Origin of the sequence: Actinomadura fibrosa (genome assembly GCF_900659615.1) — a bacterium.
GTDB lineage: Bacteria > Actinomycetota > Actinomycetes > Streptosporangiales > Streptosporangiaceae > Spirillospora > Spirillospora fibrosa.
Genome location: NZ_CAACUY010000267.1, coordinates 1 through 11,195 on the forward strand (window position 1 = coordinate 1; position 11,195 = coordinate 11,195).

General features: G+C 74.9%; 10 protein-coding genes. 3 read left to right on the forward strand and 7 right to left on the reverse strand.

Annotation, left to right across the window (positions count from 1 at the left end):
* From E1300_RS50775 to E1300_RS42030, 3 genes are all read left to right on the forward strand, one after another.
* Positions 1–779 (forward strand): serine/threonine kinase C-terminal domain-containing protein (locus tag E1300_RS50775; protein WP_503104945.1); only part of this gene is annotated, 779 nt, incomplete at its 5' end.
* Positions 780–837: 58 nt separating this feature from the next.
* Positions 838–2,664 carry a serine/threonine-protein kinase gene (locus E1300_RS42025; RefSeq protein ID WP_131762868.1) on the forward strand — a complete coding sequence of 609 codons (1,827 nt, stop codon included), beginning with the start codon at positions 838–840 and terminating at the stop codon, positions 2,662–2,664.
* Positions 2,665–2,686: 22 nt separating this feature from the next.
* Complete coding sequence (locus tag E1300_RS42030) at positions 2,687–4,123, forward strand: serine/threonine-protein kinase (RefSeq protein WP_131762869.1); 1,437 nt, start codon at positions 2,687–2,689, stop codon at positions 4,121–4,123.
* Here E1300_RS42030 and E1300_RS42035 read toward each other — a convergent pair.
* From E1300_RS42035 to E1300_RS42065, 7 genes are all read right to left on the reverse strand, one after another.
* Positions 4,036–5,328, reverse strand: a complete 1,293-nt coding sequence (locus tag E1300_RS42035; RefSeq protein ID WP_131762870.1) for a DUF6114 domain-containing protein — start codon at positions 5,326–5,328, stop codon at positions 4,036–4,038. The two genes, E1300_RS42030 and E1300_RS42035, sit on opposite strands and share 88 nt — an antisense overlap.
* Before the next feature lie 27 nt (positions 5,329–5,355).
* On the reverse strand, positions 5,356–5,949 hold the full coding sequence (locus tag E1300_RS42040) for a DUF6230 family protein (protein WP_131762871.1): 594 nt from the start codon (positions 5,947–5,949) through the stop codon (positions 5,356–5,358).
* 275 nt (positions 5,950–6,224) lie between these two features.
* Positions 6,225–6,833, reverse strand: a complete 609-nt coding sequence (locus tag E1300_RS42045; RefSeq protein ID WP_131762872.1) for a response regulator — start codon at positions 6,831–6,833, stop codon at positions 6,225–6,227.
* A 92-nt stretch (positions 6,834–6,925) separates the two neighbouring features.
* Entirely contained in the window at positions 6,926–7,591 is a 666-nt protein-coding gene (locus tag E1300_RS42050) for a response regulator (RefSeq protein ID WP_131762873.1), read from the reverse strand.
* Positions 7,588–9,012: a sensor histidine kinase gene (locus tag E1300_RS42055; protein WP_131762874.1), complete on the reverse strand. Its 1,425-nt coding sequence runs from the start codon at positions 9,010–9,012 to the stop codon at positions 7,588–7,590. Before E1300_RS42055 ends, E1300_RS42050 begins: the two co-directional genes overlap by 4 nt.
* A gap of 84 nt (positions 9,013–9,096) precedes the next feature.
* Complete coding sequence (locus tag E1300_RS42060; protein WP_131762875.1) at positions 9,097–10,320, reverse strand: alpha/beta hydrolase; 1,224 nt, start codon at positions 10,318–10,320, stop codon at positions 9,097–9,099.
* A gap of 1 nt (position 10,321) precedes the next feature.
* The coding region (locus tag E1300_RS42065) for an alpha/beta hydrolase (protein WP_131762876.1) at positions 10,322–11,195 on the reverse strand (874 nt) is incomplete at its 5' end.

An 11,195-nucleotide genomic window follows, 5' to 3' on the forward strand; every position in this document is an offset into this window, starting at 1 on the left:
ATCCCGCGCGCGCGACGTCGTGGCACGCGGGGCCCGCGACCCGGCCCGCGGGGAGCGCGATCCCGGCGGCGGACCGCCCGCCCGGACGCGCCGGGCCCGGCGTCAACCGGAACGCCCTGATCATCGGCGCCGTGGTGCTGGCCATCATCGTGGTCGTGGCGGGGATCGCGCTCGCGAACAGCGGCGGCGGCGACGATGACAAGCCCGCCCGGCGCCAGGGCGCGACGGCGTCCAAGAGCCCGAGCCCGTCCGCGTCGACCTCCGCGTCCCCGTCCTCGGCGAAGCCCAGCACGTCGCCGAGCAGCGCGCTGCCCGCCGGATTCAAGCTCCACAAGGACGGCAGCGGCTACAGCATCCCGGTGCCGAAGGGCTGGTCAGGCCCCGAGAGCAAGCCCGGCGGCGGCGGCGACTTCTTCTACTCGCCGGACCGCGCCACCTACATCCAGGTCGACCAGACCTCCACGCCCGGCGACAGCGCGCTCGGCGACTGGCGCGAGCAGGAGAGCGCCACCAAGGGCCGCTACTCCGGGTACGAGAGGCTCAAGCTCGGGGCGACCGGGGACCACGAGCCCGTCCCCGACACCGGCAACGGCGACAAGTCGGCGGACTGGGAGTTCACCTGGGACGCCGGCGGCGGCAGGAGGCACATCCTCAACCGCGGGTTCGTGGCGAACGGGCACGGTTACGCCATCCTGCTCTGCGCGCCCGACGGCGACTGGAAGAAGACCTTCGCCGAGATGCAGCCGGTGTACCGGTACTTCGAGCCCGCGGGCAAGTGATTCCGGATCGGCGCGATGCCGGTCCGCAGGCTCCGATCGATCGGTAAGGTCGCGACTCATGTCCAACGGGGATAAGGCGGACCAGGGCGGCGGGCGGCTCCTGGCCGGGCGCTACCGGCTGCTGTCGGTGGTCGGCAGCGGCGGGATGGGCACGGTGTGGCGCGCCCGCGACGAGACCCTCGACCGCGACGTCGCGGTCAAGGAGGTCGTGCTCCACGCGTCGATCAGCGACGAGGAGCGCGAGAACCGGCACCGCCGGACGCTCCGCGAGGCGCGCGCCTCCGCGCGGCTGAACCATCCGGGCGTCGTGACCGTACATGACGTCGTGGACGAGGACGGTCGTCCGTGGATCGTGATGGAGCTGGTCAGGGCCCGCTCGCTCCAGCAGATCGTGGACGAGGACGGGCCGCTGCCGCCGGGCCGCGTCGCGGTCATCGGGCGGCAGATCGCGGGCGCGCTGCGGGCGGCGCACGCCATCGGGATCCTGCACCGCGACGTGAAGCCCGCGAACGTGCTGGTCGCCGCCGACGACCGGGCCGTGCTCACCGACTTCGGCATCGCGCAGATGGCGGGCGACGCCACCCTGACCCACACCGGCCTGATCATGGGGTCGCCGGCCTACATGTCGCCGGAGCGGGTGAAGGGGGACGGCGCGATCCCCGCCTCCGACCTGTGGGCGCTCGGCGCCACCCTCTACGCGGCCTGCGAGGGCAAGGCCCCGCACCACCGCAGCGACGCCATGGCCGTGCTCGCGGCCGTGATGACGATGGACGCGCCGCCGCCGCGCAACGCCGGGCCGCTGGCGCCCGTCCTCGCGGGGCTGCTGGAGCGCGACCCCGTCCGGCGGATCGGCGCGGACCGCGCGGAGGAGCAGCTGGCCGCGGTCGCCGCCGGGCACGCCGCGAGCCAGGCCGCCGCGCAGCTCGCCGAGCGGGCGGGCGGCATGCAGGGCGACCCGGGCGCGGCGACCACCGACGACCGGGCCTGGGGGACCGCCACGGCGGTCGACCGGTCGAACCCGCAGTACGGCTCGCACGCGGGTCCCCCTGCCGGCCCGCACGACGGCTCGACGCAGACGGCGCCCCCGCCCTCGCCGTCGTCCCCGACACCGCAGGGGATGCCGCCGATCCCGGTGCCGGACGTGCCTCCCCACTACCCGCCGGGCCCGGACGGGCACTGGACGGCGCACCTCCCGCCCGGCACCACGGCTTCGGGCGTGGGCGGACCGAAGAACCGGGCCTGGATCCCCGTCCTCGCCGGCGCCCTGGTCGCGCTGGCGATCATCATCCCCGTCGTCGCGGTGTTCTGGCCGGACGGCGGTTCCGGCGCGACCGGGCAGCAGACGCTCCAGCCCACGGCGCAGAGCTCCGCGCCGTCGCCCGGGCCGTCCAGCGCGTCCGGGTCCCCGACGGGGTCGCCCAGCGCGAGCAGCAGCGAGACGGCCCTGCCCGCCGGGCTGGTCCGCACGCGCGGACCGGGTTACACCCTTGGGGTCCCGCGGGGCTGGAAACGTAGCGAGGAAGGCAACCGCACCACCTGGAACGACCCGGCGAGCAGCGCGTACATTCAGGTGGATCGCACGCCGTGGTCGGGTAACCCGTACGACCACTGGGTCACCTGGAAGGAGGAGGCCAGGGCCGACGGAAACCTGAAGGACTTCGACCCGCTCACGATCACGCGGACCTCGGTCGGCACCGTCCCCGCAGCCGACATCGAGTTCACCTGGACGCGCCAGGACGGCGCGACCCGGGCCCGGGACCGGGGCGTGATCCTCAATGGGCGGCCCTACGCCGTGATGGTGGCGATGCCGTCGTCCGGGTGGAGCGGGAACCAGGCACTCGTGGACAATGTGCTCAACACGTTCGGCCCCTCGGGGGTGGGATGAGCACTTGGGGGACCTAAAAGGCATGGAACAGGCACGTCTGCTCGGCAACCGCTACCGGCTCGACTCGGTCGTCGGCCGCGGCGGCATGGGGACCGTCTGGCGCGCCTACGACGTGATGCTCGCCCGCGAGGTCGCGGTCAAGGAGGTCGTGCTCCCACCCGGGCTGAGCGACGCCGAGCGCAACGTCCTGTACGAGCGGACGTTCCGCGAGGCGCGGGCGTCGGCCCGGCTGAGCCATCCCGGCGTGGTCATCGTCCACGACGTGGTGGAGGAGGCCGGCCGGCCCTGGATCGTGATGGAGCTGGTCCTCGCCCCCTCCCTCCAGGACCTGCTCGACCAGGGGCCGATGGAGCACCGGAGGGTCGCCGAGATCGGCCTCCAGATGCTCGGGGCGCTGCGGCACGCCCACGAGAAGGGCATCCTGCACCGCGACGTGAAGCCCAGCAACGTCCTCATCACCGACGCCGGGCGCGTCGTCCTCACCGACTTCGGCATCGCGCAGATGGAGGGCGACGCCACGCTCACCCAGACCGGGCTGGTCATGGGGTCGCCCGCCTACATCCCGCCGGAGCGCGCGCAGGGCGAGCGGGCGGTGCCCGCGTCCGACCTGTGGGCGCTCGGCGCGACCCTGTACGCGGCGGTCGAGGGGCACTCGCCCTACGAGCGCTCGGACGCGATGGCGTCCCTCCAGGCCGCGCTGACCGAGCCCGTCCCGCAGCCGCGCAACGCCGGGCCGCTCACGCACGTCCTGGAGGGGCTGCTCGCGCGCGAGCCCGTCCACCGGATGACGGCGGCGCAGGCGCAGCCGCTGCTCACCCGGGTGGCGACGCTGCCGCCGCCCCCGCGGCCGAAGCCGCCGCTCCCGCCGCCGCCGATGACGGCGACGGACGCGACGGTCACCGACGAGGCGTCCGTGCGGTTCGGTCCCGGCCGCGACTCCGCGGGCCGCGGCGCCCAGGGCCAGAACTTCCAGGCGTCCGAGACCGTCATGGACCCGGACGAGCTCGGGGCGATCACCCGCCGCGACTCCGGCGGCGACCGGTATCCGGAGCGGGGACGGCCCGGAGGCGAGTCCGAGCCGCGGACCCTCCTGGAGACCGACTGGGCGCCGCCGCCCGCCCGCGACGCGCATTCCCCGCGGAGCGCGCCGCCGTCCGCGCACGGCCACGGCGGGCCGCAGACGCCGCCGCCCTGGGAGCAGCCCCAGCAGTACGCGAACTGGCAGCAGCCGCCGCGTGCGCACGACCGCGCGGCGGGCGACCGCCGCAAGACGCTGGTCATCGTGACGATCGCGGTGATCCTGGTGGTGGCCGCGGTGCTGGCGGGCGCGCTCATCCTGCGGGGGAAGATGCAGGCGAACGCGATGGGCGGTCAGGCGGTGATGCCGAGGCCGGTGGCACTGGCGCCGTCGGCCGACACCGAGGGCTGCTCGGACACCACGTCCGTCATCACCATGTAGGGCAGGGTCAGCGGCGGCGGCTGCTCAGGGGTGAACGTCAGCGGGATCCCCAGCAGCTTGGACGACAGCTTCGTGGTGTACATGACGACGTCGCCGCTGAGCGTGAGGTCGCCCGTCCTGATCCGCGACGTCGCGCCGCCGTGCCGGGCCGTCTGGTCGACGTCCTTCAGGACGGCCTTGGACATGCTGAACTTGAGCGCGCGGACCGTCCCGGACGAGGACGCCAGGGCGGCGACCCCGTCGTAGCTCAGCCCCGTCATCGTCAGCGAGGTGGCGCGCAGCGTCCCGGCGTCGGAGTAGACCCGCGTGCCGGACGCGGCGGCCGTCTCCTTCGCGGAGGGGCTCGCCTTGAGGCACGCCGCCGGGTCCGCGCTGCCCGCGATCTGCTGGAGCAGCGTGCGGGCGGCGGTCTCGGTCAGCCCCGCGGTGCTCGCGGGGATCTCGGGGCAGCCGTCCGCCGCCGTCTTGGTCGCCGTGGGCGTGGGCGTCGGTATGGCCGAGGGAGTCGGCGTGGCGGACGGCGTAGGCGTGGCCGAAGGGCTGGGCGTGGGGCTCGCCGCCGCCTTCGGTGCCGCCGTCCCGGACGCGGAGGGCGACGGGGACGGCGCGAGCAGATGGAGGCCCAGGACGGCCGGGAGCGCCGCCGGGAGCGCGACCGCCGACAGCCTCCGGCCGCGCGGCGCCGCGTGCGAGCCCGGCCGGGACCGGGGAGCGGTCTTCGGCTCGATCGTGGGGGCGGGGTACGGAGCGGCGTGCTGGCCGGTATGCCGGGCGGCGTACGGACCGGCGTACGGCCCGGGCCCGCCGTCCGGCCCGGGGCCCTGATCGGGGTCCGGGCGGGCCTCAGCGCGGGACGGGGACGGCGACCAGGCGAAGCCGAGCGCGCCGCCGAGCAGGCCGAGCAGCAGCCCGACGAGGAAGCCCCCGAAGTTGGACGTGAGGAACGACGCCAGCGACAGCAGCACGGCGAGGATGCCGTAGAAGCTCCGCTGCGCGGGCGAGAACCACATCAGCGCGCCCGCCGCGACGAGCAGCGCGCCGATCAGCCAGCTCGCCACGCCCGCCATGCCCTGGTGGACGACCAGCGGCATCGGCGCGAGCGGGATGGCGACGAGCTCCAGCCCGCCGAGGACGGCGAGCAGGCCGCCCCAGAACGGGCGGGTGCGCCGCCAGCGGCGGAACCCGTGCGGCGTGGACGTTGTCATGCTTGCTTGCCCCCGAAATCCCTGACGTCAGAAGCACTCTTTGCCGAGCTTCATGCTGAGGTCGCTCAGCTTGAAGGTCCCGGCCGTGGTCGCCCAGGCGACCTGCTTGACGTTGGTGAGCTTGATGGAGTCGGCCTGCTGGCCGAACATCCCGATCGGGCCCTTGGCGCCGCTCGGGCCCTTGTCGAGCGTGCTCGCGTCGCGTCCGATCTCGATGTTGGAGAACGTCGCGTCGGCGTTGAGCTGCTCCACGTCCAGGACGAGGTCGGACGCCTGGACGGGCGTGTCGCCGGTGCCGGCGGTGAGCCGCAGCGTGAACGGCCCGACCTTCACCGACTGGCACATGTTGCGGATCTCCGCCGACTTGATGCCGGAGATCTGGACCGGGTGCTTCGTCCCGTCCTTGGTGCCGTCCGTCCCGCCGTACTGGACGAAGCCCTGGCCGTCCAGCGAGTCGGCGCTGACCTTGAAGCTGCCGCCGGACACGGCGAAGGACGAGGCGATCGCGCCCTGCGCGGTCATGAAGACCAGGGCGCCCGCGCCGATCGCGGCGGGCGCGGCGATCGCGGCGAAACGCTTCCAGCGGACGCGGCCGAGGGCGGTGCCGGCGGAGTCGGTCATGGTGGCTCCCGGGGGTTCGGGGGGTCGCGCGAGGGGACCCGGTGACGCGAGTCACGAACGTGACGGTGAGTGCAAGTTACCCCCAAGTACTTACTTGCGACAAACCGGAAGTCGAGGGCGGAGGTAAAAGATCCGGGGCGCTGACCTGCGAGAACTATTTGAGTGATCGTCAATAGATGCGATCCGGACGCCCGGAAGCTTGATCACTCAAGGTGAGGATTGCTGGGCCGCCGACCCCGCTGGAGAGCTGTCCGAACGGGGTGGCGCGGGCGGGATCAGGCGCCGGCGGAAAGGGCGTCGAGGGCGAGCCGGAGGGCCGCGACGTGCTCGGCGAGATCGTCGGCGGGCTCGCCGGAGCCGAGCCGGGCGACGTCGTCCTCGACCAGGGCGAGGCGCTCGTCGAGGACGGCGAGGATCCGGTTGCAGCCCGCCGCGGCGTCGCCGGTGCTCTCGGCGAGCGTCTGGCGCAGCAGCGCCGACTGCCGCCGCAGCTCGGCGTTGCGGCGGTTCAGCTCGACGAACACCGCGACCTTCGCGCGCAGCAGCCACGGGTCGAACGGCTTGGTCAGGTAGTCGACCGCGCCCGCCGCGTAGCCGCGGAACGCCTGCTCGCCCGCCTCGCCGGCCGCGGTGAGGAAGATGATCGGGATGTCGCGGGTGCGGGGCCGCGCCTTGATGTGGCCCGCGGTCTCGAACCCGTCCATCTCCGGCATGACGACGTCGAGCAGGATCAGCGCGAAGTCGTCGTTCAGCAGCTCCTTGAGCGCCGCCTGCCCCGAGGTCACGGTCACGACCTCGACCGGCAGCGCGTCGAGCACCGCCGTCAGGGCGACCAGGTTCTCCTCGCGGTCGTCGACGGCCAGGATCCTCGTGGCGTTCGGCACCGGACTCCTTCGCACGTCGGTGACGGCCTGTCCGTCCTACCCTGCCATGCCGGCACGGCGGAGCACACCCGATCGTCGCAGGGTATGCGTCCCTACGGCAGCCACCCCGGCTTGACCAGACCCGATTCGTAGGCGAATACGACGAGTTGTGCCCGATCGCGGGCGCCGAGCTTCACCATGGTCCGGCTCACATGGGTCTTCGCGGTCGCGGGGCTCACGACGAGCCGGGCGGCGATCTCCTCGTTGGACAGCCCCTCGCCGACCAGCGCCATCACCTCGCGCTCGCGGTCGGTCAGCGCGTTCAGCCGCGGCGAGGGCGCCGGCTCCTTGGCCCGCGCGGCGAACTCGGCGATCAGCCGCCGGGTCACGCTCGGCGACAGCAGCGCGTCCCCGGCCGCGACGGCCCGGACGGCGTGGATCAGCTCGACCGGCTCGGTGTCCTTGACGAGGAACCCGGCCGCGCCGCCGCGCAGCGCCTCGAACACGTACTCGTCGAGCTCGAACGTCGTGAGGATGACGATGCGGACGCCGTCCAGCCGCTCGTCGGAGGCGATCCGGCGGGTGGCGGCGAGACCGTCCAGGCCCGGCATCCGGATGTCCATGAGGATGACGTCCGGGCGCAGGCTCCGCGCCCGCGTGACGGCCTCCTCGCCGTCGCTCGCCTCGCCGACGACCTCGATGTCGGGCTGGGCGTCCAGCAGCGCCCGGAAGCCCGCGCGGACCAGCACCTGGTCGTCGGCCAGCAGCACCTTGATCATCCCTTGTCCCTTCCGAGCGGCCCCGCCGGGGCCGGGCCGGTGCCCGCCCGCTCGGGCGCGCCCGCGGCCGCGTCCGGCGGCGCCGTGTCCGGCGGTGTCGTGCCCGCTTGCTCTGACTCCTCCGATTCTTCCGGTTCGGGGAGGTCCGGGACGTCGCCGAACGGCAGCGTCGCCTGGACGGCGAACCCGCCGCCCGTCCGCGGCCCGGCGGAGAACGTGCCGCCGAGCGCCGCGGCCCGCTCGCGCATGCCGCGGATGCCGCTGCCGCCGGGATGGTCGTCCAGCAGGGAGACGCCGCGGCCGTCGTCCTCGACCCGCACGGCGATCTCGGTCTCGCCGTAGGTGAGCCGGACCAGCGCCGTGACCGGGCCGGGACCGGCGTGCCGCGTGACGTTCGTGAGCGATTCCTGGACGATCCGGAACGCGGCGAGGTCGGTGCCGGCGTGCAGCGGGCGCCGCTCCCCGTCGATCGCGCACTCCACCCGCAGCCCGGCGGACCGGGCGCGGGCCAGCAGCTCGTCCAGCCGGTCGAGCCCGGCGGTGGGGGAGCGCGGCGCGCTCTCGCCCTGCGCGCGCAGCGCCCCGATCACCCCGCGCATCTCGGTGAGCGCCTCCTTGCTCGCCTCCTTGATCGCGGCCAGCGCGGTCCGGGCCTGCTCCGGGTCGTCGTCCATCAGGTGCAGCGCCACCCCCGCCTGCACGTTGATCATGGAGATGTTGTGCGCGAGGACGTCGTGCAGCTCGCGGGCCATCCGCAGCCGCTCCTCGCTGGCCTGCCGCCGCTCCTCCTCGGCGCGGGTGCGGGCGGCCTCGGCGGCCTTCTGCCCGCGCATCCGGATCAGCTCCGCGGTGACCAGCACGACGAGCGCCCAGCCGACGACGAACGTCGTCGCGGGCAGGGTCGGCTCCTCCACCGGGAACGGCCCGCCGGCGTGGCCGCGGTCCTCGAACGGGACGCCGATGACCGCGGTGAGGGAGAAGAAGGCGACCAGCGCGGCGCCCGTCCCGGCCCAGGTCAGCAGCCGGTGCCCCGCCGTGATCGCGGCGGTCATCGCGATGGCGACCGCGGCGGCGGCCGGTCCGTAGGGATAGGCGCGCAGGAAGTACAGCCCGGTGACCAGGCCGGTCGCCACGAGCGTGACCGCGGGGTGGCGGCGGCGCAGCAGCAGCAGCGCGGGACCGCCGAGCAGCAGCGCGATGCCGAGCGCGTCCAGGTGCGTGCTGCCGTACTCGTGCGCCTGGCCCCCGCCGTCCCAGCCGCCGTGGTCCCACGGCCCGCGCTCCCCGGACGCGCCGTGCTGCGCGGCCATCGACCCGAAGACCTGGAGGAGCGCCATGAACACCGGGACGACCCACACGGGCCAGGTGGAGGGCCGGGGCCAGTGCCCGCGCACCGGCCCGTGCGGCGGCGAAGTGCTCATCCCTGCACGCTAGGACATTCGGGCCGAAATGCACGTCGGTCGGCAGGAGTGCGCCGCCCTACTCCCCGCGGGGTAGCCGGGGCGCTACTCGCCGCGGAGGCGGGCGCTCAGCCACTCCAGGACGGGCGGCAGGTGGGCGCGCCACTCCGCGAGCGTCCCCGGCGCGCCCGGGACCAGGGTCTTCGCCGCCGACATGGGCGGCCTGGCGAGGGCGGCAAACCGGTCGGCGTCCCGGGCGCCCGCGCCGCCGTCGCCCGCGGCGGCCAGGACGGCCACCGGGGGCGGCGGGAGGTGCTCCATCCGCCACAGGAGGTCGTTGTCGAGCCGGTAGGCGTCGCTGCCGCCGTACGGATCGTCCGGCCTCGGCGGGGCGGCAGGCGGGGCGACAGGCGCGGCAGCGGGCGTGCCGGCGGGCGGGGGCGCAGTCTCCGGGGCGTCGGTCGGCGTGCCGAACCGCCCGTCCAGGCCGGCCGCGGCGGCGAACCGGTCGGAGTGCAGCATCGCGAGCCGGACGGCGCACTGGCCGCCGGACGCGTATCCGGCGACGCCCCACCCCTGGCGGGTCCGCGGCAGCCGGTAGAGGCTCGTCAGGGCGAGCGGCAGGTCCTGGGCGAAGTACGTCTCGGCCTGGCCGTCGGGTCGGCCGGGCAGGTTCAGGCATGCCGTGGGGCGTGGGCCGTCCGCCGCCGGGACGAGGCCCCGCGCCGACCGGACCATCACGTACACCATCGGCTGAGCGCCCCCCGGCCCGCGCGCCGCCGCGTCCGCCGCCTCGGGCAGCCGCGCCTGCCGCAGCCAGGCCGTCCCCGTGTCGGACGGGCCGCCGGAGATGAGGATCACGACGGGCAGCCGCCGGGCGGCGTACGCGGGCTGGAAGTACCGCGCCGGAAGGTAGACGTACGCCTCGGCGTCCAGCCCGCTGCGCGCGCCACGGATCTCCAGCCGGTCGATCCGCCCGTCCTTCAGCGGGTCCCGCGGGTGGCCGCGCCGCCGCGGCCCGAGGTCCGTGGTGGTGCGCCGGACGAGCCCGGCGTCCCCCCGGTCCGGCTGCACGTGGTCGATCCGCGCCTGCGCGCCGTCGCGGCCGAGGACGTCGTTCCAGGTCGCGTAGAACACGAAGTGCCGGTTCACGACCAGGACGACCGCCGCGGTCAGCGTCACCTGGACGGCCAGCAGCATCCCGCACCGGGCGAGCAGCGACCGTGGGCCCGTCCCGGCGGCGCGCGGCCACAGCACGACCGCCGCGGTCAGGCAGGCCGCGGCGAGCCCGCACGCGGCCAGCAGGAACGCCCCGCTGATCGGCTGCACGTCAGGACGCCCGCAGGCGCGCGCTGAGCCACCGGAGCGACGGCGGGATGTACATGCGGAACGTCTTGAAGTTGTGGCCGCCGGTGCGGAGCAGCACCGAGTCCACGACGAGCGGCGGGCGCGCCGCCGCCATGAACCGCCGCGCCGACGGGAACGTCTTCTCGCCCACGTCCGCCGACGCCACGAGGATCGACACCGGCGGCTGCGGCAGGTTCCGCAGCCGCCAGGTCAGGTCGCTGGAGCGGCGCAGCGCCCGGCTCCCGCCGTAGAGCGCGCGGGTGGTGGGGTCGAGCAGCGCCTCGAAGTGGCCGGCCATGCTGACGGCGGCGGCGAACCGGTCGGAGTGCAGCAGGGCGAGCTTCGCGGCGCAGTACCCGCCGGTGGAGTAGCCGGCGAGGCCCCAGCCCCGCCGGTCGTCCGGCGTCCGGTAGGTCGTGGCGATCGCCTCGGGCACGTCCTGGGCGAAGAACGTCTCGACCGCGGGACCGCCCGGCACGTCCGCGCACTCGGTGTCCCAGCCGTTCCGGACGGTGGGCCGCATCATCACGTAGATCATGGGCTGGACGCGGCCCGCCGCCGTGGCGTCCGCCGCGTCCCGGGGGATGTGCCCCTTGCTGATCCACACCTTCCGGTCGGCCGCGGGGTATCCGGCGAGCAGGACGACGACGGGGAAGCGCCGGGCGGCGTACGCGGGCTGGAAGTACTGCGCCGGGAGGTAGACGTACGCCTCGCTCGCGATGCCGGTGCGGACGCCGCGGATGTCGAGGTGCTCGACCTGCCCGTCCCGCGCGGGGTCCCGCCCGCCGCCGCGCGCCGGCCCGAGGCCCGCCCGCACGGTCCGGACGACCTGCGTCACGGCCGCCGCGCGCGGGTTC

Excerpts from the sequence above, each read along its gene's own strand:
- E1300_RS42035 (WP_131762870.1), bottom strand. The coding sequence starts at position 5,328 with ATGACAACGTCCACGCCGCACGGGTTCCGCCGCTGGCGGCGCACCCGC.
- E1300_RS42055 (WP_131762874.1), bottom strand. The coding sequence starts at position 9,012 with ATGAGCACTTCGCCGCCGCACGGGCCGGTGCGCGGGCACTGGCCCCGG.
- E1300_RS42040 (WP_131762871.1), bottom strand. The coding sequence starts at position 5,949 with ATGACCGACTCCGCCGGCACCGCCCTCGGCCGCGTCCGCTGGAAGCGT.
- E1300_RS42050 (WP_131762873.1), bottom strand. The coding sequence starts at position 7,591 with ATGATCAAGGTGCTGCTGGCCGACGACCAGGTGCTGGTCCGCGCGGGC.
- E1300_RS42030 (WP_131762869.1), top strand. The coding sequence starts at position 2,687 with ATGGAACAGGCACGTCTGCTCGGCAACCGCTACCGGCTCGACTCGGTC.
- E1300_RS42025 (WP_131762868.1), top strand. The coding sequence starts at position 838 with ATGTCCAACGGGGATAAGGCGGACCAGGGCGGCGGGCGGCTCCTGGCC.